Consider the following 25,968-nt stretch of genomic DNA (forward strand, 5'->3'; position numbering starts at 1 on the left):
CGGACCCCCGGCCGTTGTTCTACGAGCCCGGCGCCAGCTGGTGGTGGGTGGCGCTGGGCCCGGCGTCGGCGGCGGCCATGGTGCTGATCGAAATCTGGAGCGGGGCCCCGGTGTCGTTCGTCGTCCCGGCGATCTTCTTGGTCCTGGTGTCGGCGTTCGTGGGGCTGCAGGTGAAGGCGGCACGGATCCACGTCTCGGTGGAGCTCACCGAAGACGCCCTGCGGCAGGGCACCGAAACCATCCTGGTGCGCGAAATCCTCAAGGTGTACCCCGAACCCGAACACCACGAGGCGTCCGGCAAGGAGCTGGCGAGATGGCAGTCGTCGCGGGCGCTCGGCGAACTGGTCGGGGTGCCGCGCCACCGCATCGGCATCGGCCTCAAGCTCACCGGCGACCGCACCGCCCAGGCCTGGGCCCGCCGTCATCGTCAGCTACGGGCGGCCCTGACGCCGTTGGTCCAGGAGCGGGTGGAGCCCGCCGGCTCCGACGCCGCCGACGACCGCGACGACGGGCCCACGCCGTGATCGCCCGCTATCGCGCCGTCGTGGAGCTCGCCCTGGCCTGCGTCGCGCTGGTGGGCGGGGGGCTGAGCTGGGTGCACGCGCGCCACACGGTGCGTGTCGCCCCCATCGCCGACGGGCAGCCGTTCACCACGTCGCTGGTGTACAACCCTCAGCTGCTGTTGCTGACCCTGGTGCTGGTGACGGCCGCCGGGGTGCTGGCGGTGGTCGGGATCGCCCGCCTGCTGCGGGCGCGGACGCCGGGAAAAGCTACGCCGTCTTCTTGATCAGCGGCAGCACGAGCTGACGGCGGCTCACGATCGCTTCGGCCAGGTTGCGGAGCGCCTCGCGCACCGAGCGCGCGACCGGCAACTCGCCCTCGCCGCCCAGCAGCCCCATGACGGCGGGGCTCGCGACCAGCGTCCACTCCACCCCGGCGGCGCGGCAGTCCTCGTCGAGCCGGTGCACGAGCGAGACACCCGCCGCAGCAAAGTGGGTCACGTCGCTCAGGTCGACCACCACCGGGTTGCTCCCCAGGGTGAAACGCCAGAGGTACTCGCTGACCCGGTCGACGTTGGCCGCGTTGATGTCGCCGCGAATGGTCACCACGGTCGCCAAGTGCCGGCAGTGGGCGCGGATCTGGGCGCCATCGCAGTCGAAGGTGCCGTACCCGTGCCGTGTCGCGACGGTGGTGATTGTCATGAGCGCCTCATTCCCTTCGACCTGTCCTCTAAAGGTGCCCGCCAAATCTAAGGGGACCGGAAGCCGCCTCTAACTCTTTGCTAAGAAGCCGATTTCGGGGCGTTTGGTGGGGGTTCAGGCAACATCGTGGCCGTTTTGTAGCCGTGCCACGCCACGGCCCATCACGCCATCGGAAGCCGTCCGCTGCTAGGCTTCGTGGGCTGCCGGTTGCCAGTCGGGGGGCTCGTGATCGCCCGGTCAGCCGGACAGATCGGATACGAAACGGCAAGTCCAGACGGAAAGAGCATCGTGCGCGGCGCAGAGATCCGGGGAGAGATCAAGGCCCTGACGGGACTCCGCATCGTCGCCGCCGTGTGGGTGGTGCTGTTCCACTTCCGGCCCATGGTGAGCGACATTTCGCCGGACTTCCGCGACGCGCTCGCGCCGGTGCTCAACTGCGGGGCCCAGGGCGTCGACCTCTTCTTCATCCTCAGCGGGTTCGTCCTGACCTGGAACTACCTCGACCGGATGGGCCGCTCGTGGTCGACGCGCGCCACCCTGCACTTCCTGTGGCTGCGGCTGGCCCGGGTGTGGCCGGTGTACCTGGTCACCCTGCACCTGGCCGCGGTATGGGTGATCTTCACCCTGCACGTCGGTCACGTGCCGTCGCCCGACGCCGGCCAGCTCACCGCGATCAGCTATGTGCGCCAGATCCTGTTGGTCCAGCTGTGGTTCGTGCCGTTCTTCGATGACTCGAGCTGGGACGGCCCGGCCTGGTCGATCAGCGCGGAGTGGCTGGCCTACCTGCTCTTCGGGTTCCTGGTGCTGGTGATCCTGCGGATGAAGCAGGCGACAAGGTCGCGCAGCCTGATGGCGCTGGCATTCGCGGCCTCGTTGCCGCCGGTGGTGATGCTGCTGACCAGCGGCCACTTCTACACGCCGTGGAGCTGGCTGCCGCGCATCGTCACGCAGTTCACCGCCGGCGCCCTGGCCTGCGCCGCCGTGCGCAGGCTGCGGTTGACCGAGCGCGGTCGCCGCGTCGCCGGGTACGCCTCCCTGCTGCTCCTGGCAGCCATGGTGGGCGTCCTGTACTGGTTCCACGCGCACCCGATCTCCGGGATCGTGGAGAACGACAGCGGCGGGGTGGTCGACGTGCTGTTCGTGCCGCTGGTGATCACCCTGGCCATCGGCGTGGGCAGCCTGCCCAGGGTGCTGTCGACGCGGGTCATGGTCTACGGCGGCCAGATCTCCTTCTGCCTGTACATGGTTCACGAGCTGGTGCACACGTCGTGGGGATGGGCGGTGCTTCAGTTCAACCTCACGCCATGGCAGCAGGACAACCCGTGGAAATGGAACATCATCGGGCTGCTCGCGATCGCCGTCGGCCTGTCGGCGCTGATGTACCACTTCGTCGAGGAGCCCGCGCGCCGGTGGATGCGCAGGATGGTCGACGTCAGGCCCGCCGACGAGAAGGCCGTGGCCGGCGAGCCGGCGGGCACCAAGCTGCACCCGATCGACGGTGGGCTGGAAGCGGTTTCGGCCCGCGCGGTGTGACGTTCGCCTCGCCGCGCGACCCGTGCGATGCGCCTGATCCGTCGAATACCATGGCCGGAGCGGCCGGCCGCGATTCAGCGGGTTGACGTCGAGTCCGCGTCGTTTCCCGTACGATTCCGTTGATTTCGGTGCGGCGCATGACGATGCATGGGGGAGGTTGCAGTGAGTCGCCTGGTCACGGCCATTGCCGGCCTCGCCCTGGTGCTGAATGTCGTCTCAGGGGCGCCCGCGCGCCCGGTGCGGGCCTACCGACCGCTGACGCTGGATTCGCGCGTCAACCACCTCGCGGTGGTCGGCGACTCGTACACCACCGGCACCGACGAGGGCGGCCTCGGGCCGAGGTCGTGGACCGCGCTGGCCTGGCACGCGCTGGCGCAGCGGGGCGTGCGGCGCGCCGCGGACGTGGCGGCCGAGGGCAGGGCGGGCTACGTGGTGCCCGGCGACCACGGCAGCATCTTCGAGGACCTGACCGCCAGGGCGGTCAAGCCCGGCGACGCGCTGGTGGTGTTCTTCGGATCGCGCAACGACGAGGGCGCGGATCCCGCGCTGGTCGCCGACAAGGCCCGCGACGCCTTCGCCTTGGCGCGCCGGTTCGCGCCGTCCGCCAGGTTGCTGGTGATCGGCCCGCCGTGGCCGACCGCCGACGTGCCCGAGTCGATCCTGCAGATCCGCGACGTGCTCAACGCGGCCGCCCGGGCCGCGGGGGCGGCGTTCGTGGATCCGATCGGAGACCACTGGTTCGTCGACCGGCCGGATCTGATCGGCCCGGACGGCGTGCACCCCAACGACGCGGGGCATCAGTATCTCGCGGACAACATCGCGCCACTCATCAGCATGCAGCTGTCCCGGTGATCGGCGAAAGCCCCAGCCCCGCAAGGGTTTAGCGAAATACGCTGCGGGGACTAGTCTTCCGCGTGTCGTTCGTAGTCCCACCGTTCCAGGCGCGCCTGCAACTGCATCAGGCCGATGCCGGCGACCGGCGCGATGGCCGCAATGCAGACCAGCAGCAGCGAAGTCATCTCACAACCTCCCAAAACCCTTCAGCAATAAGACGTTCGTTCGCACGGAGAAGTTCAACAAGGGTCACCCGCCCGCCAGCGCGCGGTCGGCCAGCGCGCCCATCACGGGCGCCAGCAGTTGCGCGTACTCGGTCGTCACGTGGTTGTCGTCGCGGAAAATCAAGGTGTTGCCCATGATCGGCGGGCAGCGGTCGGGCGTGCAGAACAGGTCCGTCAGGTCGGCGTACTGCCCGCCGGCGCCGGTGGTCACCGCCCGCTCGGCACCGATGCCGTCGCCGTCGAGCGCGGCCTGCCGCGCCGGCGCGCACGCGGTGGCGTCGTCGAGATGGGCCGACAAGCAGGCGGGCACGGGCCCGTGCGGGTCCGGCGCCGGGCCGAGGACCAGGACGGTCGCACCGGTGCTCCGCAGCTGCGCCACGGCGCGGCCCAGCGTGTCGATCCAAGCCGGGTCGTAGGACTTGAAACCGAAGTCCGCGCCGTAGCGCCGGCTCATGTCGAGCACCACCAGGCGCGGGTGCTCGGCCCTGAGCCGGTCGGAGACCTGGGCGCGCCACTGTTCGCACTCGGTGTACTCGCGACCCAGGTACGGGCTGCGGATGGGCAGTTCCTGCAGCGGGCACGTCACCTTGGCCAGCGTCTCCAGCCGCCAGTGGCGCTGCTCGGCGGCCCGCCGGAGCGCCGGCTCCCACATGGCGGCGTGCGAGTCGCCGACCAGGGTCACCGTCGTCGGCGAAGCGGTATCGCCCGTCGCGCACTCGCTTTGACCGACCTCGCGCCAGGAGCGCACGCACCCGTTGACGAACACGGGCGCCTTGTCGGCCGGCGCCTGCGCGAGCGGCGGGTCCAGGTTGGACGGGACGGCGCGCAGGCCGGCCGACGCCGCGACCGCGTCGCGCACCTGCGCGAAGGCCTGCCGGACGGTCGCCTCCTGGGGGCTGACGGCGGGGACGTTGGCCGGGGGGAGCACTGCGATGTTCGCCTTGGGTGCCGCGACCCCGTGGCCCGCGGGCACCGGCGTCATCGTCAGCAACACCACGCACGCGCAGGCCGCCGCCGCGGTGGCCGCCGCGGCCGCCGCGAGGCTGGCCCGCACCGACCGGCGCAGCGCGGCCGCGAACCGGCCGGGGTTTTCGACCAGATGCAACGTGAGCACGGCGAGCCCGCCGGACACCGCGGTGGCGGTCAGCCTGGCCGGCAGCCCCGCGGGCTCGCCCAGCAGCTGCGGCATCAGCAGCAGCACCGGCCAGTGCCAGAGGTACCAGGAGTAGGACACCCGCCCGATCGCCCGCATCTCCGGCCGGCACAGCACGCGGCCGACGCCCAGGCCGCCGGTGACGCACCCACCACCGATCACCAGCGCCGTGCCCAGCACGGGCAGCAGCGCCGCGGTGCCGGGGTACGGGGTGCCGGGGCCCAGCTGGGTGCAGGTCAGCGCGATCAGCGCCAGGCCGCCCCACCCGACGATCGTCGCGGGCAGCAGGGGCAGCCTGCGCCAGTGCCGGATCGACAGGGCCACCAGGCCGCCGGCCGCCAGCTCCCAGGCCCGGGTGGGCAGCGAGAAGAACGCCCAGGACGGCGACGTGCGGGTCCACCCGATAGCCGCCGCCAGCGACGCCGCCGCCACCACGGCCAGCACCACCGCGTAGGGCGCGGCGCCCGCGCCGGCGCCGCGGCGCACCCTGCCGGCAAGCCACGCCGTGCCGATGATCAGCAGCGGCCACGCCAGGTAGAACTGTTCCTCGACACCCAGCGACCAGTAGTGCTGGAACGGCGATGGGATATCGGCGGACAGGTAGTCGGTGCCGCGCGTGGCGAACCGGTAATTGCCCACGTACAGCGCGCTGGCGATGCCGTCCACGAAGACGCTGCGCGCCTGCAGCGGCGGCAGGACGGCGGCCGCCACGACGGCGGTGGTGACGCCGACGGTGGCCGCGGCCGGCAGCAGGCGCCGGGCCCGTGCGCCGTAGAAGCGGCCCAGCGCAACGGTATTGGTGGCGGCGGCCTCGCGCCAGAGCAGCCCGGTGATGAGGAAGCCGGAGATGACGAAGAAGACGTCCACACCGATGTAGCCGCCGCCGAGTCCGGGTATGCCCGCGTGGTAGAGCACGACCGCGATGACCGCGACGGCGCGCAGCCCCTCGATGTCCGGGCGAAAACCGTTCCGGGAAGTCCGCCGCTCCACTCGACGTGGGCCGCTGGCGGTGTCTTCCTGCCGGACTGTCATGTGCGTGGGCTAGGTCGCCATCCAGGCCAGCTCGCCCGGCAATTGCGTTCGCCAGTAGCCGATGTCGTGCCCGCCCAGCGAGAAGCCGCCCGCCGAGGGCGTCTTCAGCTGGCCGACGAATTGTCTTGTGGCGAAATAGAACCGGTCGAAGGTGCCGCAGTCGACGCGCAGCGGAATCGAATTCAGCGCCGGCACGCCCACCACGGTGTTCTGCACCCAGTCGTCGTAGCTGTCGAAGGCGCCCGGCTCGCTGCCCGTGAACGAGGTGTACAACGCCGGGCTGATGGCGCAGATGCCGGCCGTGCGCGACGGGCCCAGCTTGGCGCCCAGATGCAGCGCGCCGTAGCCGCCCATCGACCACCCCAAAAAGCCCACCCGGGAGGTGTCGAAACCCATCGAGGACAGCATCGGCAACAGCTCCTCGAGCACCATCGCGCCGGGGTCCTCGCCCGAGGCCCTGCGGTGCCAATAGCTGTTGGCGCCGCCGTCGACGCCCACCACCGCGAACGGCGGCTTGCCCTCCCTGACCAATTGGGCCAGCGCCTTCTCGACACCGCAGTCGAGCATCATGTTGGCGTCGCCGTCCTTGCCGTGCAGCGCGATGACCGGACGCAGGGCGCCGGCTTCGGCCTTCTGCCCGGGCGGCAGGGCGATCACCCAGTTGGTCTTGATCCCCCCGCGCGCCGCCGAGACGAACGAGCCGGTCAACCGGTTCGGCAGGGTGCTGCCGGCCGCCGACGGCTCGAACGGGGCGGGGGCCAGCGGCGCGGGCGCCGCGTGCGGCTCGAGCGGATCCAGCAGCGCGCTCAACACCCACGCGCCAGCGGCCGCCGCGCTGGCACCGGCGCCCATACGCAGTACCGCGCGGCGGTTCAGGTCAGGCACAGGCGTCATAATGCCGCGCCGACACGGCGTTTTCGGCCAAGCCACGCCGTTTTGGAAGCATTGTGTGATCTCGTGTGATCTGTCGGTCGCGAAGAGGTGACCTTCGAAGCGCCGGACCCCTGTTATTGACGCGCCGTTCACGCAATGGGCACCTGGAGCCGGTAGGCCTTCGCGGCATGGTGGTGCAGCGCTTCGCCGTCCTGGCGGTCCCCGTCGCGGTGCTCGGTCTGGTCGCCGCGTGCGCGCACCGGCCCGGCCCGGCCGCGGAACCCGCGACCGCCACGCCGATCCGCCACCTGGTCGTCGTATACCAGGAGAACGTGTCGTTCGATCACTACTTCGGCACCTATCCCCGCGCCGCGGGCGTCGACGGCCAGCCGTTCACCGCCAGAGCGGGCACCCCGGGGGTGGACGGCCTCACGCCAGAGTTGTTGACGCACAACCCCAACGCGGTCCAGCCGATGCGCCTGGGCGGTCCGGGTCAGCAGGTCACCTGCGACCAGGACCACGCCTACCAGGCCGAGCAGGCGGCGTTCAACGGCGGCGCGATGGACCGCTTCGTCGAGCACACCGAGGGCGAGCCGTGCCCGCCGCCGGCCTTCAACACCCCCGGGCTGGTGATGGGCTACTACGACGGCAACACGGTCACCGCGCTGTGGAACTACGCGCAGCGCTATTCGATGAGCGACAACTTCTACAACACCACCTTCGGCCCTTCCTCACCCGGCCACATCAACCTCGTCTCGGGCCAAACCCACGGCGTGACAGCCACATTCATGCCCGGGGGCCAGCGGTTCCCGCCGCACAACGTGATCGCCGACACCGGCAACGGGCAGGGGACCCTCATCGACGACTCGCAACCCCTCGGTGACGACTGCTCCTCCCGCGACCAGGTGCGGTTCGGCCCGGGCAACAAGAACGTCGGCGACCTGCTCAACGCGAAGGGCGTCACCTGGGGCTGGTTCCAGGGCGGCTTCAGGCCCACCGGCCGCGGAACGAACGGCGCGGCGCTGTGCGGGGCGACGCACAACATCGGCGCGGCCGTCGGCGGCACCGGCACGGGCGGCGCGCTGCCGTTCGGCACCAAACCGGATTACGTCCCGCATCACGAGCCGTTCCAGTACTACTCGTCCACCGCCAACCCGCACCATCTGCCGCCGAGTGCGGTCGACAAGATCGGTCGCGCGGATCAGGCCAACCACCAATACGACCTGTCGGACTTCTGGGCCGCCGCCGACGGCGGCCGCCTGCCGTCGGTGAGCTTCCTGAAGCCCCCGGCGTACCAGAACGGGCACGCCGGTTACTCCGATCCGCTCGACGAGCAGCAGTTCCTCGTCGAGACGGTCAACCATCTGCAGCGGCTGCCGGTATGGCGGGACATGGCGATCGTCATCACCTACGACGACTCCGACGGCTGGTACGATCACAAGCCCTCGCCGATCGTGTCGTCGTCGGCGACGACCGAGGATGCCCTGAACGGCCCGGGCCGCTGCGGTGATCCGGCCACCGCGCCCGCCGCCTACCAGGGCCGGTGCGGGTACGGTCCGCGATTGCCGCTGCTGGTGTTATCCCCTTATGCCAGAGCAAATTTCGTCGATCACACGCTCGCCGACCAAACCTCGATCCTGCGGTTCATCGAGGACAACTGGAGCACGGGCCGCATCGGCGACCACTCCTTCGACGAGCGCGCCGGCGCGCTCACCGGGATGTTCGATTTCGGCGGTCCGGCCCAACCGACGCTGACCCTCGACCCGCACACCGGCAACCCGCGCTAGCTTCGCCGGGATCCGATCTCCGCGGTTTCAACCCTCGCGCGGTGCACCGATGTCCCGGAGGATGCCAGAGATCGAAGGGGAGAGGATGAGCCTGGCGTTTCATTGGTTTTTGCCGACGTATGGGGATTCGCGCAACCTGGTCGCGGGCGGGCACGGCACGGCGATGCACGGCGACCGGCCCGCGAGTCTGCGCTACCTGCACCAGATCTGCGCGGCCGCCGAAGACAACGGCTTCGAGGCGGTGCTCACGCCGACCGGCCTGTGGTGTGAGGACGCGTGGTTGACCACGGCGATGCTGATCGAGGGGACCCGGACGCTGAAGTTCCTCGTCGCGTTCCGGCCCGGGCTGCTCAGTCCCACCCTCGCCGCGCAGATGGCCGGGACCTTCCAGCGCCACTCGAACGGGCGGCTGCTGCTCAACGTCGTCACCGGCGGCGAGCCGCACGAGCAACGCGCCTACGGGGATTTCCTGGACAAGGAGGCGCGCTACGCCCGCACCGCCGAGTTCCTGCATGTGGTGCGGCAGCTGTGGACGTCGCGGGAGCCGGTGACCTTCGCCGGGGACCACATCAGCATCGAGGGCGCGCAGCTGAACAACCCGCCCGACCCGACGCCCGCGGTGTTCTTCGGCGGTTCGTCGGCGGCCGCCGGGCCGGTCGCGGCCGCCTACTCCGACGTCTACCTCACCTGGGGTGAGCCGCCGGCGGCCGTCGCCGAGAAGCTCGACTGGGTTCGCGGGCTGGCCGTCGATGCGGGGCGGATCCTGCAGTACGGCTTGCGGATTCACGTGATCAGCCGCGACACCTCCGAGCAGGCCTGGGCCGAGGCCGACCGGCTGCTCGCGGCCGTCGACCCGGCCGACGTCGAGCGAGTGCAGGCCAGCCTGGCGCGCAGCGAATCGGAGGGCCAGCGCCGCATGCTGAACCTGCACGGCGGCGACAGCGGCCGGCTCCTGGTCGGCCCCAACCTGTGGGCCGGGGTCGGCCTGGTGCGCGGCGGTGCGGGCACCGCGCTGGTGGGGTCGCACGCCGAGGTGGCCGAACGGCTGGTCGAGTATTCGCGGCTGGGCATCAGCCACTTCATCCTGTCGGGCTATCCGCACCTGGAGGAGGCCTACTGGTTCGGTGAGGGCGTGCTGCCGCTGCTCGAGCGAAAAGGGTTGTGGCGCCACCCCAACCGGCAGACCCAACCGGCGCCGTCGACGCCGTTCGCGGTCGCCTCGGCGCACTAGCCACGGCGCTGATCCGGGACCGAGACCTGCACCTCTGAGCCCAACCGGCCGCAGACGGCCCGGGCCATCGAGACTGCGCTCAGACCGCATTTTCCGCGGCTTTCACGCACTGTGCGCAGGCTCGAAGCGCCCTTACTTCAATCTCGCTTCGAATGGACGATTGCGTCCCTTGCTCGCCCGGACTACGGTGATGAATTAGTGAACGATGACGTCTACAAGCTGGAGGCGAGGGACCATGACGGTTGACGCGAGCGAGTCCGGATTCGAGCCGTTGTACGGCGAGGCGGAACACACCGACGGCTTGATCCCTTGGGATATCGGCGGTCCGCAGCCGGTGGTCCAGCAGTTGGTGGCCTACGGGGCGATCCGCGGCGAGGTGCTCGACCCTGGGACCGGGCCCGGTTACCACGCCATTCACTATGCGTCCCGCGGCTATTCGGCCACCGGCATCGACGGCTCGCCCACCGCCATCGAGCGGGCCAGGCGCAACGCCGAGCGGGCCGGGGTGCGCGTTGATTTCCAGGTGGCCGACGCCACCAAGCTCGACGGCTTCGACGGCCGCTTCGACACCGTGGTGGACAGCGCCTTCTACCACGTGTTCCTCGACGACGAGGCGACCCAGACCCGATACGCGCAGGCGCTGCACCGCGCCACCAAGCCCGGCGCGCGGCTGTTCATGTTCGAGTTCAGCCCGCACAACGTCAACGGCCTGCAGTGGCAGGGCATCCCCGCCGACAACTTCGAGCGAGTGCTGGGCGCGAGCGGATGGCGCCTGGACTACCTCGGCGGCACCACCTACCTGGCCCGCTTCGGCCCCGAGACGTTCGAAGCCATGGGCAGGATCATGGCCGAGCGGCAGGGCGACGCCGTCGAGAAGATGCAGCCGCTCAAGCGCCAGATGGACATCCTGAGCCCACTGCTGCACGACGGACTGGTGCACTTGCCGGTCTGGTCCGTGGTGGCCACCCGCGAGGACTGAGGCCCCGTCGTCCGCGCGCCGGGGTGGTGCCCGCGCGGGCGATGTGCTGTGGTTAACCATGGCCGGCACAACGCAACTGCGGCAAGGGCTGTCGCAGCGGCAGCTCAGCATGATCGCGCTCGGCGGGGTGATCGGCGCCGGCTTGTTCGTCGGCTCCGGCGTGGTGATCAAGGACACCGGGCCGGCCGCGTTCCTGACGTACGCGCTGTGCGGCCTGCTGATCGTCCTGGTGATGCGGATGCTGGGCGAGATGGCGGCCGCCAACCCGTCGACGGGTTCGTTCGCCGATTACGCGGCGCGGGCCCTGGGCGGCTGGGCGGGCTTTTCGGTGGCCTGGCTCTATTGGTATTTCTGGGTGATCGTGGTCGGGTTCGAGGCGGTCGCCGGCGGAAAGGTCCTGGGCTACTGGTTCCACGCGCCGTTGTGGCTGCTGTCGTTGTGCCTGATGTCGTTGATGACCGCGACGAACCTGTTCTCGGTGTCGTCCTTCGGCGAATTCGAATTCTGGTTCGCCGGAATCAAAGTCGCGACCATCGTCGGGTTTCTCGTCGTCGGCTCGCTCGTCGCGCTGGGCCTGCTGCCGGGCCATCACCTGGACTTCTCCAACCTCACGTCGCACGGCGGATTCTTCCCGAAGGGCGTCGGGGCGGTTTTCGCGGCCATCGTCGTGGTGATCTTCTCCATGGTCGGCGCCGAGATCGTCACCGTCGCCGCCGCCGAGAGCCGCGATCCCGAGCTCGCCGTGCAGCGGGCGACGCGATCGGTGGTGGCGCGCATCGGCGTCTTCTTCGTGGGTTCGGTGTTCCTGCTCGTGGTGCTCCTGCCGTGGAATTCGGTGGAGCCGGGCTCCTCGCCGTATGTGGCAGCGCTCAAACACATCGGCCTGCGCGGGGCGGATCAGGTGATGAACGCGGTGGTGCTCACCGCGGTGTTGTCCTGCCTGAACTCGGGCCTGTACACGGCCTCGCGCATGCTCTTCGTGCTCGCCGACCGGCGCGAGGCGCCGGCCCGGCTGATCACGCTCAGCCGGCGCGGCGTCCCCTATCTGGCCATCCTGGTCTCGTCGGCGATCGGCTTCGGTTGCGTCGTCATGGCGTGGCTGGCGCCCGGCACGGTGTTCCTGTTCCTGCTCAACTCGTCGGGCGCCATCATACTGTTCGTCTACTGGTTGATCGCGCTGTCGCAGATCATCCTGCGCAGGCGCACACCCGCGGACAAGCTGCGGGTCAAGATGTGGTTCTTCCCGGCGCTGTCGATCCTCACCCTGGCCGCGATCACCGCCGTGCTCGTGCAGATGGCGTTCGATCGTTCCGCGCGCAGCCAGTTATGGCTGTCCCTGCTGTCCTGGGCCGTGGTGGGGGGGCTGTACTTCCTCGCCCGGACCCGCGGCCGGATCCGCGTCGGACGCGAAATCGCCTCGGGCGAATGAACTCTCAGCCCGCCGATGCCGGGTGGCCGATGCCCCTGGAGACGAGCAGCCCGGTAGGGCTCGCGACTGCGGCGCCCACCCCACCGATGTAGGCCTTGGCCATATCGCGGGCCGACACGTCGGAGGCTTGCCCCAGTGAGGCCAGCCATGCCACGGCGTCATCGCGTTCGGCGTTGTCGAACACCCGCGCCGGGCATGGCATCCACGCGCCGATGTCGCGCGCCGGTGCGCGGACCCAGCCGATGTCGCTCACCACGGCGCAGCCGTCGAGGATTGGCAAGTAGCCCAACCCAACTCGGGCGTCGGCCCACAGCGCCCCGGCCGTGATGCGCTGGAAGGCCGGGCCGAACTGGTAGAGCAGCCGCATCCGGCTTCCGCTCCGTCGCGCCCGATCGACCAGCGGTGCAAACACCCGTCCGTAGTCCGCCGCCGTCACCGTCCCGACGGCCTCCAGGGCTTGAATTCCGGGCGGCATGCCCGAAAGTTCCTTCAGCACAACGACCTCCTCTCGGACGCCGACCCGCCTCCAGATTCTACTTCCCAGTGCAACTGTTGCCTAGTGCTATGATAGCGACAGCTTCATTCACCGGAGGTCTGCACGCATGAAGATCGCCATTGTCGGTGCCGGCATCGCCGGCCCCACGCTTGCGTACTGGCTGCGGCGCTACGGCCGCGAGCCGACGCTGATCGAGAAGGCGCCGCGGCTCCGCACGGGCGGCGCAACCGGCGTAATGTCGCGTCATGGCCGTTTCGCCTGGTGATGAGGCCGCCGAGCGCGCCCGGGAGTTGCAGCGGCGGGGCGCGGAGCTGGCCGCCCGCAAGGCCGTCACCGAGGACGACGTCAAGCTCGCCGCCGAGCGCGCCGAGCGCGCCCACGAGCGCGACCGGGAGGCGCATCGACGCGACCTGCAGCGCCATTACGAGGCGGGTGCCGCCCACGAACGCGCCGCCGAAATCCAGGAACTCGCGGTCGAGGAAGGCCTCGGCGACGTCGCCGCGCACCAACGCGCCGCGGAACGGGAGCGTGAAGCCGCCAGGCGCGAGCTGCGGGCCGCCCAGGAATCGGACCGGCAAGACGCCTGACCCCCGCGTCTGCTACACCCTGTAGTTGAACGATTTGCGGAGGCTGGGACACTGGTCGGCATGGGTAGCAGTGACCAGGCGACCGCACCCGCCCCGGCCGCGACCGGGGTCACCGCGGCGTCGGCGAGGTTGTTCGAGGCCGCCTGCGCGGTGATTCCGGGCGGGGTGAACTCCCCGGTGCGGGCGTTCACGGCTGTGGGCGGGACCCCGCGCTTCATCACCGAGGCGCGCGGGTGCTGGCTCACCGACGCCGACGGCAACCGCTACGTCGACCTGGTCTGCTCCTGGGGGCCGATGATCCTCGGCCACGCACATCCCGCCGTCGTCGACGCCGTCGCCAAGGCCGCCGCCTCCGGCCTGTCGTTCGGGGCGCCGACGCCGGCCGAGAGCGAGCTCGCCGCCGAGATCATCGGGCGGGTCGCCCCGGTCGAGCGGATCCGGCTGGTGAATTCCGGCACCGAGGCCACCATGAGCGCCGTCCGGTTGGCCCGCGGGTTCACCGGCAGGGCCAAGATCGTCAAGTTCGCGGGCTGCTACCACGGCCACGCCGACGCGTTGCTCGCCGACGCGGGCTCCGGCGTTGCGACGCTGGGCCTGCCGTCCTCGCCCGGCGTGACCGGCGCGGCCGCGGCGGACACGATCGTGTTGCCCTACAACGACATCGAGGCCGTGCGCCAGACTTTCGGAAACTTCGGCGACCAGATCGCCGCGGTGATCACCGAGGCCAGCCCCGGCAACATGGGAGTGGTGCCGCCCGCACCCGGCTACAACGCGGCGCTGCGCGCGGTCACCGCCGAACACGGCGCGCTGCTGATCGTCGACGAGGTGATGACCGGCTTCCGCGTCAGCCGAAGTGGTTGGTACGGAATCGATCCCGTCGCAGCCGACCTGTTCACCTTCGGCAAGGTGATGAGCGGCGGGTTGCCGGCCGCCGCGTTCGGCGGGCGGGCCGAGGTGATGGAGCGGCTGGCGCCGCTGGGGCCGGTGTATCAGGCCGGCACGCTGTCGGGTAACCCGGTCGCCATGGCCGCCGGGCTGGCCACGCTGCGCGCCGCCGACGACGCCGCCTACGCCGCGCTGGACGCCAACGCCGACCGCCTGGCCGGGCTGATATCGGAGGCGCTCACGAAAGCCGGTGTGCCACATCAGGTTCCGCAGGCCGGCAACATGCTCAGCGTGTTCTTCTCCGAAACGCCGGTGGCCGACTTCGCGTCGGCGCGCGCGACCCAGACGTGGCGTTACCCACCCTTCTTCCACGCCCTGCTGGATGCGGGCGTCTACCCGCCGTGCAGCGCATTCGAGGCGTGGTTCGTCTCGACCGCCCTGGACGACGACGCGTTCGACCGGGTCGCCGGGGCGCTGCCCGACGCCGCCCGCCGGGCCGCCGAGGAGGACAAGCCCTGATGGCCGACGAAACCCGCGTCCACGTAGTGCGCCACGGCGAGGTGCACAACCCGAGCGGCGTCCTGTACGGGCGGCTGCCCGGGTTCCACCTGTCCGACAAGGGCAGAGCCCAGGCCGACGCCGTCGCCGAGGCGCTGGCCGGCCGCGACATCGTCGCCGTCATCGCCTCCCCGCTGCAGCGCGCCCAGGAGACCGCCGTGCCCATCGCCGCCAAGCACGACCTGGCCGTGGACACCGACCCCGACCTGATCGAGTCGGCCAACTTCTTCGAGGGCCGCCGTGTCGGCCCCGGCGACGGCGCGTGGCGCGACCCGCGGTTCTGGTGGCGGCTGCGCGACCCCTTCACGCCGTCGTGGGGTGAGCCCTACACCGAGATCGCGAACCGGATGACGACCGCCGTGGACAAGGCGCGCGCCCGCGGCACGGGCCAGGAGGTGGTGTGCGTCAGCCACCAGCTGCCGGTGTGGACGCTGCGGCTGCACCTGAGCGGCAAGCGGCTCTGGCACGACCCGCGGCGGCGCGAATGCGGGCTGTGCTCGATCACCACGCTCATCTACGACGGCGACCGGCTGGTCGACATCGAGTACTTCCAACCGGCGGCGCCTTGACCGGGTGGCGACTGGCGCTGACGGGGGTCGTGCTGACGACCCTCGTCGCCGGCTGTTCGTCCGGCCACGACGCGGTGGCCCAGGGCGGCACCTTCGAATTCGTCTCGCCCGGCGGCAAGACCGACATCTACTACAACCCGCCGTCCAGCCGCGGCCGGCCCGGTCCGCTGTCCGGACCGGACCTGGCCGACCCCGCGCACACCCGGTCGCTGGACGATTTCGCCGGCCAGGTCGTCGTCGTCAACATCTGGGGGCAGTGGTGCGGACCGTGCCGCGCCGAGGTCGGCCAGCTGCAGCAGGTCTACGACGCCACCCGCGGGGCCGGGGTGTCCTTTCTGGGCATCGACGTCAGGGACAACAACCGCCAGGCGGCCCTGGACTTCGTCGACGACCACCACGTGACCTACCCGTCGCTCTACGATCCGGCGATGCGCACCCTGATCGCGTTCGGTGGCAAGTACCCCACCACCGTCATCCCGTCCACGCTGGTGCTGGACCGGCAGCACCGGGTCGCCGCGGTCTTCCTGCGCGAGCTGCTGGCCCAGGACCTGCAGCCCGTCGTGCAGCGGGTGGCGCAAGAATCGTGACCGGCTTCGCGCAGATCGCCGCCGCCGGGCCGCTGCTGGTGGCGCTGGGGGTGTGCCTGCTGGCGGGGCTGGTGTCGTTCGCCTCGCCGTGCGTGGTGCCGCTGGTGCCGGGCTACCTGTCCTATCTGGCCGCGGTCGTCGGGGTGGACGAGCAGCCGCCCCCCGGGGCACTGAAGGCCCCGCCGGCCGCCCGGTGGCGGGTCGCAGGGTCGGCGGCGTTGTTCGTCGCCGGGTTCACCACGGTGTTCGTGCTCGGCACCGTCGCGGTGCTCGGCATGACCACCACGCTGATCACCAACCAGCTGGCGCTGCAGCGGGCCGGGGGAGTGCTGACCATCGTGATGGGGCTGGTGTTCGTGGGCCTGATCCCGGCGCTGCAGCGGCAGGCGCGGTTCAGCCCGCGACAGCTGACGACGGTCGCGGGGGCGCCGCTGCTCGGCGCGGTGTTCGCGCTCGGGTGGACGCCGTGCCTGGGGCCGACGCTGACCGGGGTGATCACCGTGGCCTCGGCCACCGACGGTGCGAATGTCGCGCGCGGCGTCGCGCTGGTGATCGCCTACTGCCTGGGGCTGGGCATCCCGTTCGTGCTGCTGGCGTTCGGCTCGGCGGGTGCGGTGGGGGCCCTGGGCTGGCTGCGGCGGCACACCCGGGCCATCCAGATCTTCGGCGGCGCACTGCTGATCGCGGTCGGCGTGCTGCTGGTCACCGGGGTGTGGAACGATTTCATCTCCTGGCTGCGCGACGCGTTCGTATCCGACGTGAGGCTCCCGATTTGATGGCGCGAGCAGACGCAAAAGCACCCCAAAGTGGCCCATTTTGGGGGCTTTTGCGTCTGCTCGCCGCGAAAAGCCGCAACACCTGGCGCGCGCTGACCTCGATGGGCACCGCGCTGGTGCTGCTGTTCCTGCTCGCGCTCGGCGCGATACCCGGCGCGCTGCTGCCGCAGCGCAGCCTCAACGCCGGCAAGGTCGACGACTACCTCAAGGCCCATCGCGTGATCGGACCCTGGCTGAACCGGCTGCAGGCGTTCGACGTGTTCTCCAGCTTCTGGTTCACCGCGGTCTACGTGCTGCTGTTCGTCTCGCTGGTCGGCTGCCTGACCCCGCGGATGATCGAGCACGCGCGCAGCCTGCGCGCCACCCCGGTGCCCGCCCCGCGCAACCTGTCCCGGCTGCCCAAGCACGCGAGTGCGGAGGTCGCCGGAGACGCCGCGGACCTGAACGCCCTGGCCAACACGGTCGCCGGCCGGCTGCGCGGCTGGCGCACGGCCATCCGGCATGAAGGCGAAGTCGTCGAGGTCTCGGCGGAGAAGGGCTACCTGCGCGAGTTCGGCAACATCGTCTTCCACTTCTCGCTGCTGGGCCTGCTGGTCGCCGTGGCGGTCGGCAAGCTCTTCGGCTACGAGGGCAACGTGATCGTCATCGCCGACGGCGGCCCCGGCTTCTGCTCGGCGTCGCCGGCCGCGTTCGACTCGTTCCGCGCCGGCAACACCGTCGACGGCACGTCACTGCGCCCGATCTGCATCCGGGTCAACGACTTCCAGGCCCACTACCTGCCGTCCGGGCAGGCCACCTCGTTCGCCGCCGACGTCGACTACCAGGCCGGCCAGGATCTCGCCGCGAACACCTGGCGGCACTACCTGCTGGAGGTCAACCACCCGCTGCGGGTCGGCGGCGACCGGGTGTACCTGCAGGGCCACGGCTACGCGCCGACGTTCACCGTGATCTTCCCGGACGGGCAGACGCGCACGTCGACCGTGCAGTGGCGGCCCGACAACCCGCAGACCCTGCTCAGCTCGGGCGTGGCGCGCATCGACCCGCCCGCCGGCAGCTATCCCAACGCCGCCGATCGCCGCCGGCACGAGATCGCCATCCAGGGCCTGCTGGCGCCCACCGAGCAGCTCGACGGGTCGCTGTTGTCGTCGCGCTTTCCCGCCCTGAACGCCCCCGCGGTGGCCGTCGACATCTACCGCGGCGACACCGGCCTGGACACCGGCCGGCCCCAGTCCCTGTTCGCGCTCGATCCCCGGCTGATCGAGCAGGGCCGGCTGACCAAGGAGAAGAGGGTCAACCTGCGCGCCGGCCAGCAGGTGCGGCTCGACCAGGGTCCGGCCGCCGGCACCGTCGTCCGCTTCGACGGCGCCGTGCCGTTCGTCAACCTGCAGGTCTCCCACGACCCGGGCCAGACCTGGGTGCTCGTCTTCGCCGTCACGATGATGGCCGGGCTGCTGGTGTCGCTGCTGGTGCGCCGCCGCCGGGTGTGGGTCAGGCTCACGGCGGCGGGCGGCGGGGCGGCCGGTACGGTGAACGTCGAACTGGGCGGGCTGGCGCGCACCGACAACTCCGGGTGGGGCGACGAGTTCGAGCGGCTGACCGAGCGGCTGGCGGAAGGACTGGGCGACCCCGGCCTGCCCACGCCCGCCGCGTCCAAAAGGAGTTCTCAGGTGGACGTCACATGAACACCCTGCACGTCGACATCGGGCTGGCGCGTGCCTCGGACTGGGCGTTCACCTCGGCGGTGGTGGCGCTGGTGGTGGCCATGTTGCTGCTGGCCTTCGAGTTGGCCTACGTGGGGAGCCGCCGCGTGGACCGGCGCGTCCCGGCCGGCGCGGTCGCCGCCGACAGCGCCCTCCCCGGCATCGTGGAGGACGGCGACCAGCGGCCGTTCGACGAGCGCGTCGGGCGGGCCGGGCTGGCCGTGGTCTACCTGGGCATCGGGCTGCTGGCGGCCTGCATCGTGCTGCGCGGCTTGGCGACCCTGCGGGTGCCGTGGGGCAACATGTACGAGTTCATCAACCTGACCTGCTTCTGCGGCCTGGTCGCCGGCGCGGTCGTGCTGCGCCGGCCGCAATACCGCCCCCTGTGGGTGTTCCTGCTGGTGCCAGTGCTGGTCCTGCTGACGGTTTCCGGGCGCTGGCTCTACACCAACGCCGCGCCGGTGATGCCCGCGCTGCAGTCCTACTGGCTGCCCATCCACGTGTCGGTGGTCAGCCTGGGCTCCGGTGTGTTCATGGTCGCCGGCATCGCCAGCATCCTGTTCCTGCTGCGCACGTCGCGGCTTTCCGAAAGCGACGCCGACGGCGCGCTGGCCAGGATGGTGCGGCGCCTGCCGGACGCGCAGACCCTGGACCGCGTCGCCTACCGGACCACCATCTTCGCCTTCCCCGTGTTCGGTTTCGGTGTCATCTTCGGCGCGATCTGGGCCGAGGAGGCCTGGGGCCGGTACTGGGGCTGGGATCCCAAGGAGACGGTTTCGTTTGTCGCGTGGGTGGTATACGCGGCCTATCTGCATGCCAGGTCGACCGCGGGATGGCGGGACAGGAAGGCGGCGTGGATCAACGTCGTGGGTTTCGTGGCCATGGTCTTCAACTTGTTCTTCGTTAACCTGGTCACCGTGGGCCTGCATTCGTATGCGGGCGTGGGATGACAGTGAGCAACCGACCTAAGTAATCGCAACAAGGGGGAGCGCAGGTGTCCGACCATCCAACGACGGGCGTCGGGCCGCCCGAGCCGCAGACCACAGGGCTGCCTCCTGCCCGGCAATCCGGCGAACCGCCGGCGGACTCGGGCGACGCGCCGACCCGCGCCTTCGCCGGATTCCGCACCGAGCGCCGGGTCCCCCCGGTCGAGCGGCGGGAGGCGGCACCGTCGACGGCGGCAGGACCCGCGCCCGCGCGCGGCCCGATGCCGCCCTGGGACTCCACCCCGGTCACGGGCATCCCGCGCGTCGACCCGACCGCCTACGGCGCCTACTACAACGGCCCCGCCGAGGCGCCGCCTGCGGAAGCCCAGGCGCCCCCGTACCGGCCCGAGCACCTGCCGCACACGCCCTACCCGGAGCTGTCCACCGGCATGCTGTTGCGGCCGGTCAAGCCCCCGCCGTCGGAGGGTTGGCGCCGGCTGGTCTACGACCTGTCCGGCCACCTGATCAACCTGGGCGAGAGCCCCCGCGCCCTGCGCCACAACAACCTGGTGGCCCAGGTCAACCGGCCCCTGCGGGGCTGCTACCGGATCGCCCTGCTGTCGCTGAAGGGCGGCGTCGGCAAGACCACGATCACCGCGACGCTGGGGGCGACCTTCGCGTCCATCCGCGGCGACCGGGTGGTGGCCGTCGACGCCAACCCCGACCGCGGCACCCTGAGCCAGAAGATCCCGTTGGAGACGGCGGCGACGGTGCGGCAGCTGCTGCACGACGCCGGGAGCATCGAGCGCTACAGCGACGTGCGCCGCTACACCTCGAAGGGCCCGAGCGGGCTGGAGGTGCTGGCGTCCGATACCGACCCGGCCGTCTCCGAGGCGTTCGGGGCCGACGACTACACCCGCGTCCTGGACATCCTGGAGCGGTTCTACGGCCTGGTGCTCACCGACTGCGGCCCCGGGCTGCTGCACTCGGTGATGTCGTCGGTGCTGGAGAAGGCCGACGTGTTGTTGGTGGTCGCCTCGGGGTCCATCGACGGCGCGCGCAGCGCCTCGGCGACGCTGGACTGGCTGGACGCACACGGGCACCAGGAGTTGGTCCGCAACTCGATCGCGGTCATCAACGGCGTGCGCCCGCGCACCGGCAAGGTCGACATGAACAAGGTGATCGATCACTTCTCGCGCCGCTGCCGCGCCGTGCGCCTGATCCCGTTCGACCCGCACCTGGAAGAGGGCGCCGAGATCGAGCTGGATCGATTGCGGCGCGGGACGCGCGAGGCGCTCACCGAGTTGGCGGCCGTCGTGGCCGATGGGTTCCCCGGCGATCAGCGCAACCCGGGTGTCGCCTAGAGGGGCCTAGAGCGGTTTGTCCCCGTGACCTAGCCGCCGCAGGAAGTCCGGATCGTCGTCGGGTCCGATGACGCGCGTCTTGGGCCGATGGGCCTGTGACCGCGCCGCGCGCCAGCCAACGTAGATCAGCGTCCCCAGAATCACGACGAGCAGCAGGTAGAGCACTCAACACCTCCTCCGAGCGAATATACCTGCACCGTAGGCTCGAGCTGTGTCAGAAGGTCCTGGGGACAACAGCACTGGAGAGCCCGCGCGCCGCCGCGTGCTCGTCGACGTCTTGCTCTACGCGGCGGCGCGGCTGGTGCTGGTGGCCGCGCTCGGCGCGGCGATCTACGGCGTCGCGCGACTGCTGGGGGTCACGCAGTTCCCGCTCGTGGTGGCCGTGTTGTTCGCCCTGATCCTCGCGATGCCCTTGGGCATCTGGCTGTTCGCGCCGCTGCGCCGGCGCGCCACCGCCGGGCTGGCCATCGCCGGGGAACGGCGGCGCCGGGAACGCGAACAGCTGCAGGCCCGGCTGCGCGGGGAGGCCGCACCGGACCGGCAGGAGCCCGAGGAGCCCGACGCGTAGCTTTTGCGCCGAGTGTGCGTTCACGGCGTTGAGTGTGAGCCCGGGGCGACGACACGCCGGCCCAGGCCGCCCCGAGCGCACACCAAAAGCCAGGAGCGCACAGCCAGTCAATGCGCGAGCGCCAGCGCCCCCGCCACCGCGATCGCCCACACCACCATCGCCAGCCCGGTGTCCCGCAGCACCGGAATCAGCTCGCGCCCGCCGCGGCCGGAGCGCACCGGCGCGAGCGCGCGCAGCGCCAGCGGTGTGGCCACCAGCCCGACGGCGCACCACGGGGTCGCCGCGGTGAGCACCAGCGTCGACAGCGCGGCCGTCGCCAGCAGCGCCTGGTAGAGCACCCGGGTGCGGGCATCGCCCAGCCGCACCGCCAACGTCATCTTGCCGGACTGCGCGTCGGTGGGGATGTCTCGCAGGTTGTTGGCCACCAGCACCGACGACGACAGCGCACCGATCGACACCGCAAGCACCAGCCCGACCCAGTCCACCCGCAGCGCCTGGGTGTACTCGGTGCCCAGCACGGCGACAAGGCCGAAGAACACGAACACCGCGAGCTCGCCAAAACCCGCGTAGCCGTACGGTTTTGACCCGCCGGTGTACAGCCACGCCCCGGCGATGCAGGCGGCGCCCACCGCGATCAGCCACGGCGCGCTGAGCAGCGCCAGCGCCAGCCCGGCCGCCGCGCCCACCGACAGGCTCGCCACCGCCGCGGTCAGGACGGACCGTGGGCTCGCCAGCCGCGAGCCCACCAGCCGCACCGGGCCGGCGCGGTCGTCGTCGGTGCCGCGGATCCCGTCGGAATAGTCGTTGGCGTAGTTGACGCCGATGATCAGCGCCACCGCCACGACCAGCGCCAGCAGCGCCTTCCACCACACCGCGGCTCCCAGCCACGCCGCGGCGCCGGTGCCTGCCACCACCGGCGCCACCGCGTTGGGCAGCGTCCGGGGCCGGGCGCCTTCGACCCACTGCGCGAAACTGGCCACCAGGGCATCCTGCCGGTGCCCGCCCCCGGCGATCAAACGCGGGGCATCCACAATGGGCGGATGCTCGGAGTCATCGGCGGCAGCGGCTTCTACACGTTCTTCGACTCGTCCGTCCGCAACGTCGACGTCGACACCCCGTACGGCCCGCCCAGCGCGCCCGTCACGGTGGGCGCCGTCGGCGACCACGAGGTGGCCTTCCTGCCCCGGCACGGCGCGACCCACCAGTTCTCGGCGCACACCGTGCCGTATCGCGCCAACATGTGGGCGCTGCGCAAGCTCGGCGTGCGGCGGGTCTTCGGCCCGTGCGCCGTCGGCAGCCTGAACCCCGACAACGGGCCGGGCGCGGTGGTTGTCCCCGATCAGTTGGTCGATCGCACCAGCGGCCGAGCCGACACCTACTTCGACTCCGGTGCCGTCCACGTCGACTTCGCCGACCCGTACTGTCCGACGCTGCGGGCCGCGGCCACGGGCCTGCCCGACGTGGTCGACGGCGGCACCATGGTGGTGATCCAGGGCCCGCGCTTTTCCACCCGCGCCGAAAGCCGGTGGTTCGCCTCGGCCGGCTTCGGCCTGGTCAACATGACCGGCTACCCGGAGGCGGTGCTGGCCCGCGAGCTCGAAATCTGTTACGCGGCAATCGCTTTGGTAACCGACCTGGACGCCGGCATCGCGGCCGGGGAGGGGGTGAAGGCCGTCGAGGTGTTCGCCCAATTCGAACGCAACATCGAGCTTTTCAAGGAGCTGGTGCGCGCGGCGATCCGCCGCGTCGCCGCCGAGCGCACGTGCACGCACTGCCAGCCGCATACCGGCGTCACCCTGCCGGTGGAGCTGCCATGAGGGTTCTGCTGACGGGCGCGGCCGGCTTCATCGGGTCGCGGGTGGACGCCGCGCTGCGGGCGGCGGGTCACGACGTGGTCGCCATCGATGTCCTGCTGCCCGCCGCGCACGGCCCGAATGCAGTGCTGCCGAAGGGCTGTCGGCGGGTGGACGTCCGCGACGGCGACGCGCTGGCCCCGCTGTTGGACGGCGTGGACGTCGTCTGCCACCAGGCGGCGATGGTCGGTGCCGGCGTCGACGCCGCCGACGCGCCCGCCTACGGCGGCCACAACGACTACGGCACGACGGTGCTGCTGGCGCAGATGTTCGCCGCGGGGGTGCGCCGCCTGGTGCTGGCGTCGTCGATGGTGGTCTACGGCCAGGGCCACTACGCCTGCCCCGAGCATGGCGTCGTCGACCCGCCGCCGCGGCGGCGCGCCGACCTCGACGCCGGCGTCTTCGAAAACCATTGCCCCGCATGTGGTCTCGACGTGACCTGGCGGTTGGTCGGCGAGGACGCGGCCCTGCGACCGCGCAGCCTGTACGCGGCCAGCAAGACCGCGCAGGAGCACTACGCGCTGGCGTGGTCGGAGGCGACGGGCGGCTCCGTGGTGGCGCTGCGCTACCACAACGTGTACGGCCCCGGGATGCCGCGCGACACGCCGTACTCCGGGGTGGCCGCGATCTTCCGCTCGTCGCTGGAAAAGGGCGAGGCGCCAAGGGTTTTCGAGGACGGCGGTCAGATGCGCGACTTCGTGCACGTCGACGACGTGGCCGCAGCCAACCTCGCCGCCGCGACCGTCGACGCCGACGGTTTCGCGGCATTCAACGTCTGCTCCGGGCGGCCGATCTCGATCCTGGAGGTCGCCGACGCGCTGTGCGACGCGCGGGACGGGTCGCTGCGCCCGGTGGTCACCGGGCAGTACCGCAGCGGCGACGTGCGCCATATCGTGGCCGACCCGGCCCGCGCGGCCGACGTGCTGGGCTTCCGCGCGGCCGTCGACCCGCGCGACGGCCTGCGCGAATTCGCCTTCGCGCCGTTGCGTTAACCCGGGCCCTGCGGGGGGCGGAAGATCCGCGGCTTGTGGACGGGGATCTGCCGGGTGGCGGAGTCGTCGCCGCGGAAGATCCGCGGCGAGCCGGCCAGTTGCGGCATCGCGGTGGTGGGTGCTTCGCGGCCGTGGGTCGGTATCCGCGTCGTCGCGGCCGCCGACGGCGCCCCGGCGTGGCCGACGGGGATGCGCGTCGTCGGCGCCGCCGAGCCCGGGGGAGCGCCCCGCTTGTGGGCGGCGCGGCGGCGGCGCCGCCGTCGCACGCTGAGCCGGCCGGTGATGACCGCCGCCGCGAGGATGCTCAAGCCCAGCACGCACAGCACGACGTCGAAGGTGCTGGTGATCTGCTGGGCGAGGTTGTTGCCGTACACCGGGTTTGGCGCCGGGGCGTTGGGTGGCTCCTCGAACCGCGGCGCCAGCGCCACGCCGACCACCACGCGGGTGATGCTCAGGGTGGCGACCAGCCCGCACAGCGCCGAGATCAGCCGGCCCGAGACGGCGTCGTTGCCCAGGTTGATGCGCAGCCAGACCGCCAGGAGCGCGGTGGCCAGGTCGAACGCGGCCAGCACCACGCTGTCGTAGCGCGAGAAGGGGTAGTTCAGGCTGACGCCGACGATGAGGTCGGTGATGCGCATGACCATCGATCCCAGGCACCATACGATGATGAGCAGCAAGCCATTTCGGGCCGCCGCCCGCCAGGCGTTCTCCTCGGTCGCCGACGGGTGGCGCCGGGCCGGCAGCGCGGCCGGGGCGAAGATCGCCGCGGCGGCCGCCCACGCCAGGTAGCCCTCGAACCCGACCCCCGCCGTCGACGTGTTCTGTGCGATGCCGTGGAACGCGTCGATGTCACGACCAATCGGCAGGAGCCACACCAGGATCCCGGCGACGAGCGTCGACACCCCGAGCGCCACGGTCGCCAGCCGGGCGGCCCTGCTGCTGCGCAGCAGCCACCGAGACCCGACGACCACCGCGGCCAGCGCCACCACGCCGTACACCAGCGCCGTCGCGATGACCGCCACGTTCTGCTTGCCGAAGTCGCCCTGCAGCGCGTAACGCACCCGCCAGAACAGGTTGAAGCCGAAGCTCAGCGCCGCGCCGACGATCGAGGCGTAGCCGACGATCCGGACGGCCCGGATGTCTTGATCGGCCGCCGGTGCCGGCACGGGTCGCGCGCCCAGCAGGGCGCCGGCGATGCCCAGCCACGCGCCCGGCCCGACGCCGCCCGGGACGTTCACGGTGCCGCCGAAGCGGACGGTCTCGAACACGTCGAACGCGACGAAGCCGAGGACCAGCAGCGCGTAGGGAAGGTTCAGCGCCAGCCGAAGCCGCGCGGCGAGCCCGGGGTTGAATCGCGCGCTCGACGACCGCCAGGAGCCGGCCAGCGCGATCGACACCAGCGACAGCAGGGTCACGGCGAACAGCACCGCCAGCAGCGGCTTGTTGCTGCCCGGGATGCCCATGCCGAAGTACAGGTTCCACGGCAGCAGCAGCGCGACGACGAGCAGCGCGGCCGCGGTCAGGTCGCCGGCGATGCTCCACCGCCGCGTCGGCGCCCGGACCTCACCGGCCGGCCGGCGCCCCGGCGGCGGCGATTGGAGCTGCCCGCGGATGGGGCCGGTAGGGGCGTCGTCGCCGGTCTGACTCACGGTTCCCCCCGGATGTCGAGGACGGTCACTTGCGGCGCAACGTGGGTCGGGAGGCGGGGGAACCCCCTGCCGCGCCGACTTCGTTGCTCACTTGGAAACATAATCTCCGTTCGGACGACGCGGCAGTGCACAGAACGCGTGCGGCTTTGCCGGTTTGCCAACCCGGTTACGCTGCACAGGC

The 25,968-nt window shown here is 71.1% G+C and carries 27 protein-coding genes; 20 read left to right on the forward strand and 7 right to left on the reverse strand.

Features of this window, described 5'->3' with window-relative positions; all coding sequences use genetic code 11:
- Positions 1-14 precede the first annotated feature (14 nt).
- Together A5696_RS17155 and A5696_RS17160 are read left to right on the forward strand one after the other, a co-directional pair.
- Positions 15-524, forward strand: coding sequence for a DUF3093 family protein (locus tag A5696_RS17155; RefSeq protein ID WP_067881554.1), 510 nt, complete (start codon positions 15-17; stop codon positions 522-524).
- Complete coding sequence (locus tag A5696_RS17160; protein ID WP_067881430.1) at positions 521-787, forward strand: hypothetical protein; 267 nt, start codon at positions 521-523, stop codon at positions 785-787. Before A5696_RS17155 ends, A5696_RS17160 begins: the two co-directional genes overlap by 4 nt.
- Here the strand turns inward: A5696_RS17160 and A5696_RS17165 are convergent.
- Positions 771-1,202: an STAS domain-containing protein gene (locus A5696_RS17165; protein WP_067881433.1), complete on the reverse strand. Its 432-nt coding sequence runs from the start codon at positions 1,200-1,202 to the stop codon at positions 771-773. The genes A5696_RS17160 and A5696_RS17165 overlap by 17 nt on opposite strands.
- A 288-nt stretch (positions 1,203-1,490) precedes the next feature.
- Here A5696_RS17165 and A5696_RS17170 point away from each other — a divergent pair, with 288 nt between their 5' ends.
- Positions 1,491-2,735, forward strand: coding sequence for an acyltransferase (locus A5696_RS17170; protein ID WP_067881557.1), 1,245 nt, complete (start codon positions 1,491-1,493; stop codon positions 2,733-2,735).
- 162 nt (positions 2,736-2,897) lie between these two features.
- Positions 2,898-3,587 carry a GDSL lipase gene (locus tag A5696_RS17175; RefSeq protein WP_067881436.1) on the forward strand — a complete coding sequence of 230 codons (690 nt, stop codon included), beginning with the start codon at positions 2,898-2,900 and terminating at the stop codon, positions 3,585-3,587.
- A gap of 231 nt (positions 3,588-3,818) precedes the next feature.
- Here A5696_RS17175 and A5696_RS17180 read toward each other — a convergent pair whose 3' ends face one another.
- Both A5696_RS17180 and A5696_RS17185 read right to left on the reverse strand, forming a co-directional pair.
- A complete protein-coding gene (locus tag A5696_RS17180) occupies positions 3,819-5,978 on the reverse strand; it encodes an acyltransferase family protein (RefSeq protein ID WP_067881439.1) in 2,160 nt (719 codons plus the stop codon).
- A 9-nt stretch (positions 5,979-5,987) separates the two neighbouring features.
- Positions 5,988-6,872 carry an alpha/beta hydrolase family protein gene (locus tag A5696_RS17185; protein WP_067881442.1) on the reverse strand — a complete coding sequence of 295 codons (885 nt, stop codon included), beginning with the start codon at positions 6,870-6,872 and terminating at the stop codon, positions 5,988-5,990.
- 167 nt (positions 6,873-7,039) lie between these two features.
- Here A5696_RS17185 and A5696_RS17190 point away from each other — a divergent pair, with 167 nt between their 5' ends.
- The 4 genes from A5696_RS17190 (at position 7,040) to A5696_RS17205 (ending at position 12,277) form a co-directional block, all read left to right on the forward strand.
- Complete coding sequence (locus A5696_RS17190; RefSeq protein ID WP_067881444.1) at positions 7,040-8,638, forward strand: phospholipase C; 1,599 nt, start codon at positions 7,040-7,042, stop codon at positions 8,636-8,638.
- A gap of 85 nt (positions 8,639-8,723) precedes the next feature.
- Positions 8,724-9,869, forward strand: coding sequence for an LLM class flavin-dependent oxidoreductase (locus A5696_RS17195; RefSeq protein WP_067881447.1), 1,146 nt, complete (start codon positions 8,724-8,726; stop codon positions 9,867-9,869).
- 235 nt (positions 9,870-10,104) lie between these two features.
- Positions 10,105-10,848 carry a class I SAM-dependent methyltransferase gene (locus A5696_RS17200; RefSeq protein WP_067881450.1) on the forward strand — a complete coding sequence of 248 codons (744 nt, stop codon included), beginning with the start codon at positions 10,105-10,107 and terminating at the stop codon, positions 10,846-10,848.
- A gap of 58 nt (positions 10,849-10,906) precedes the next feature.
- Positions 10,907-12,277, forward strand: coding sequence for an amino acid permease (locus tag A5696_RS17205; RefSeq protein WP_067881559.1), 1,371 nt, complete (start codon positions 10,907-10,909; stop codon positions 12,275-12,277).
- Between the two features lie 4 nt (positions 12,278-12,281).
- Here the strand turns inward: A5696_RS17205 and A5696_RS17210 are convergent, their stop codons facing one another.
- On the reverse strand, positions 12,282-12,773 hold the full coding sequence (locus tag A5696_RS17210; RefSeq protein ID WP_067881453.1) for an STAS/SEC14 domain-containing protein: 492 nt from the start codon (positions 12,771-12,773) through the stop codon (positions 12,282-12,284).
- 106 nt (positions 12,774-12,879) lie between these two features.
- Here A5696_RS17210 and A5696_RS27200 point away from each other — a divergent pair, with 106 nt between their 5' ends.
- From A5696_RS27200 to A5696_RS17250, 9 genes are all read left to right on the forward strand, one after another.
- Positions 12,880-13,038 carry an FAD-dependent oxidoreductase gene (locus A5696_RS27200; protein WP_255382106.1) on the forward strand — a complete coding sequence of 53 codons (159 nt, stop codon included), beginning with the start codon at positions 12,880-12,882 and terminating at the stop codon, positions 13,036-13,038.
- On the forward strand, positions 13,019-13,360 hold the full coding sequence (locus A5696_RS17215; RefSeq protein WP_067881457.1) for a hypothetical protein: 342 nt from the start codon (positions 13,019-13,021) through the stop codon (positions 13,358-13,360). Before A5696_RS27200 ends, A5696_RS17215 begins: the two co-directional genes overlap by 20 nt.
- Before the next feature lie 60 nt (positions 13,361-13,420).
- Positions 13,421-14,764, forward strand: coding sequence for a glutamate-1-semialdehyde 2,1-aminomutase (hemL, locus tag A5696_RS17220; RefSeq protein ID WP_067881460.1), 1,344 nt, complete (start codon positions 13,421-13,423; stop codon positions 14,762-14,764).
- A complete protein-coding gene (locus A5696_RS17225; protein ID WP_067881463.1) occupies positions 14,764-15,372 on the forward strand; it encodes a histidine phosphatase family protein in 609 nt (202 codons plus the stop codon). The genes hemL and A5696_RS17225 overlap by 1 nt, the downstream gene beginning before the upstream one ends.
- Positions 15,373-15,389: 17 nt before the next feature.
- Positions 15,390-15,959 carry a TlpA disulfide reductase family protein gene (locus A5696_RS17230; RefSeq protein ID WP_067881564.1) on the forward strand — a complete coding sequence of 190 codons (570 nt, stop codon included), beginning with the start codon at positions 15,390-15,392 and terminating at the stop codon, positions 15,957-15,959.
- A complete protein-coding gene (locus A5696_RS17235) occupies positions 15,956-16,735 on the forward strand; it encodes a cytochrome c biogenesis CcdA family protein (RefSeq protein ID WP_067881466.1) in 780 nt (259 codons plus the stop codon). The genes A5696_RS17230 and A5696_RS17235 overlap by 4 nt, the downstream gene beginning before the upstream one ends.
- Positions 16,736-16,836: 101 nt before the next feature.
- A complete protein-coding gene (locus A5696_RS17240) occupies positions 16,837-18,417 on the forward strand; it encodes a cytochrome c biogenesis protein ResB (RefSeq protein WP_067881561.1) in 1,581 nt (526 codons plus the stop codon).
- Positions 18,414-19,385 carry a c-type cytochrome biogenesis protein CcsB gene (gene ccsB, locus A5696_RS17245; protein ID WP_067881470.1) on the forward strand — a complete coding sequence of 324 codons (972 nt, stop codon included), beginning with the start codon at positions 18,414-18,416 and terminating at the stop codon, positions 19,383-19,385. The genes A5696_RS17240 and ccsB overlap by 4 nt, the downstream gene beginning before the upstream one ends.
- A 44-nt stretch (positions 19,386-19,429) precedes the next feature.
- Positions 19,430-20,725, forward strand: a complete 1,296-nt coding sequence (locus tag A5696_RS17250) for a MinD/ParA family protein (protein WP_067881473.1) — start codon at positions 19,430-19,432, stop codon at positions 20,723-20,725.
- A gap of 6 nt (positions 20,726-20,731) precedes the next feature.
- Here A5696_RS17250 and A5696_RS27715 read toward each other — a convergent pair whose 3' ends face one another.
- Complete coding sequence (locus A5696_RS27715; RefSeq protein ID WP_156738452.1) at positions 20,732-20,890, reverse strand: hypothetical protein; 159 nt, start codon at positions 20,888-20,890, stop codon at positions 20,732-20,734.
- Between the two features lie 46 nt (positions 20,891-20,936).
- On the opposite strand from A5696_RS27715, the gene A5696_RS17255 reads away from it, so the two are divergent.
- Positions 20,937-21,293 carry a DUF4229 domain-containing protein gene (locus A5696_RS17255; RefSeq protein WP_067881477.1) on the forward strand — a complete coding sequence of 119 codons (357 nt, stop codon included), beginning with the start codon at positions 20,937-20,939 and terminating at the stop codon, positions 21,291-21,293.
- A 107-nt stretch (positions 21,294-21,400) separates the two neighbouring features.
- Here the strand turns inward: A5696_RS17255 and A5696_RS17260 are convergent, their stop codons facing one another.
- Positions 21,401-22,273 carry a 1,4-dihydroxy-2-naphthoate polyprenyltransferase gene (locus A5696_RS17260; protein WP_067881567.1) on the reverse strand — a complete coding sequence of 291 codons (873 nt, stop codon included), beginning with the start codon at positions 22,271-22,273 and terminating at the stop codon, positions 21,401-21,403.
- 60 nt (positions 22,274-22,333) lie between these two features.
- On the opposite strand from A5696_RS17260, the gene A5696_RS17265 reads away from it, so the two are divergent.
- Together A5696_RS17265 and A5696_RS17270 are read left to right on the forward strand one after the other, a co-directional pair.
- Positions 22,334-23,110, forward strand: a complete 777-nt coding sequence (locus A5696_RS17265; protein ID WP_067881570.1) for an S-methyl-5'-thioadenosine phosphorylase — start codon at positions 22,334-22,336, stop codon at positions 23,108-23,110.
- Positions 23,107-24,138, forward strand: a complete 1,032-nt coding sequence (locus A5696_RS17270) for an NAD(P)-dependent oxidoreductase (protein ID WP_067881480.1) — start codon at positions 23,107-23,109, stop codon at positions 24,136-24,138. The genes A5696_RS17265 and A5696_RS17270 overlap by 4 nt, the downstream gene beginning before the upstream one ends.
- Here A5696_RS17270 and A5696_RS17275 read toward each other — a convergent pair.
- Positions 24,135-25,673: a hypothetical protein gene (locus A5696_RS17275; RefSeq protein WP_231964362.1), complete on the reverse strand. Its 1,539-nt coding sequence runs from the start codon at positions 25,671-25,673 to the stop codon at positions 24,135-24,137. The two genes, A5696_RS17270 and A5696_RS17275, sit on opposite strands and share 4 nt — an antisense overlap.
- Positions 25,674-25,968 lie beyond the last annotated feature (295 nt).

The organism is Mycobacterium sp. E2699, assembly GCF_001666745.1.
Lineage (GTDB): Bacteria > Actinomycetota > Actinomycetes > Mycobacteriales > Mycobacteriaceae > Mycobacterium.

Coding starts and splice junctions, on each gene's coding strand:
- A5696_RS17225 (WP_067881463.1), top strand. CDS start 14,764: ATGGCCGACGAAACCCGCGTCCACGTAGTGCGCCACGGCGAGGTGCAC.
- A5696_RS17205 (WP_067881559.1), top strand. CDS start 10,907: ATGGCCGGCACAACGCAACTGCGGCAAGGGCTGTCGCAGCGGCAGCTC.
- A5696_RS27200 (WP_255382106.1), top strand. CDS start 12,880: ATGAAGATCGCCATTGTCGGTGCCGGCATCGCCGGCCCCACGCTTGCG.
- A5696_RS17215 (WP_067881457.1), top strand. CDS start 13,019: ATGGCCGTTTCGCCTGGTGATGAGGCCGCCGAGCGCGCCCGGGAGTTG.
- hemL (WP_067881460.1), top strand. CDS start 13,421: ATGGGTAGCAGTGACCAGGCGACCGCACCCGCCCCGGCCGCGACCGGG.
- A5696_RS17240 (WP_067881561.1), top strand. CDS start 16,837: ATGGGCACCGCGCTGGTGCTGCTGTTCCTGCTCGCGCTCGGCGCGATA.
- A5696_RS17195 (WP_067881447.1), top strand. CDS start 8,724: ATGAGCCTGGCGTTTCATTGGTTTTTGCCGACGTATGGGGATTCGCGC.
- ccsB (WP_067881470.1), top strand. CDS start 18,414: ATGAACACCCTGCACGTCGACATCGGGCTGGCGCGTGCCTCGGACTGG.
- A5696_RS17270 (WP_067881480.1), top strand. CDS start 23,107: ATGAGGGTTCTGCTGACGGGCGCGGCCGGCTTCATCGGGTCGCGGGTG.
- A5696_RS17165 (WP_067881433.1), bottom strand. CDS start 1,202: ATGACAATCACCACCGTCGCGACACGGCACGGGTACGGCACCTTCGAC.
- A5696_RS17180 (WP_067881439.1), bottom strand. CDS start 5,978: ATGACAGTCCGGCAGGAAGACACCGCCAGCGGCCCACGTCGAGTGGAG.
- A5696_RS17200 (WP_067881450.1), top strand. CDS start 10,105: ATGACGGTTGACGCGAGCGAGTCCGGATTCGAGCCGTTGTACGGCGAG.
- A5696_RS17190 (WP_067881444.1), top strand. CDS start 7,040: ATGGTGGTGCAGCGCTTCGCCGTCCTGGCGGTCCCCGTCGCGGTGCTC.
- A5696_RS17265 (WP_067881570.1), top strand. CDS start 22,334: ATGCTCGGAGTCATCGGCGGCAGCGGCTTCTACACGTTCTTCGACTCG.
- A5696_RS17185 (WP_067881442.1), bottom strand. CDS start 6,872: ATGACGCCTGTGCCTGACCTGAACCGCCGCGCGGTACTGCGTATGGGC.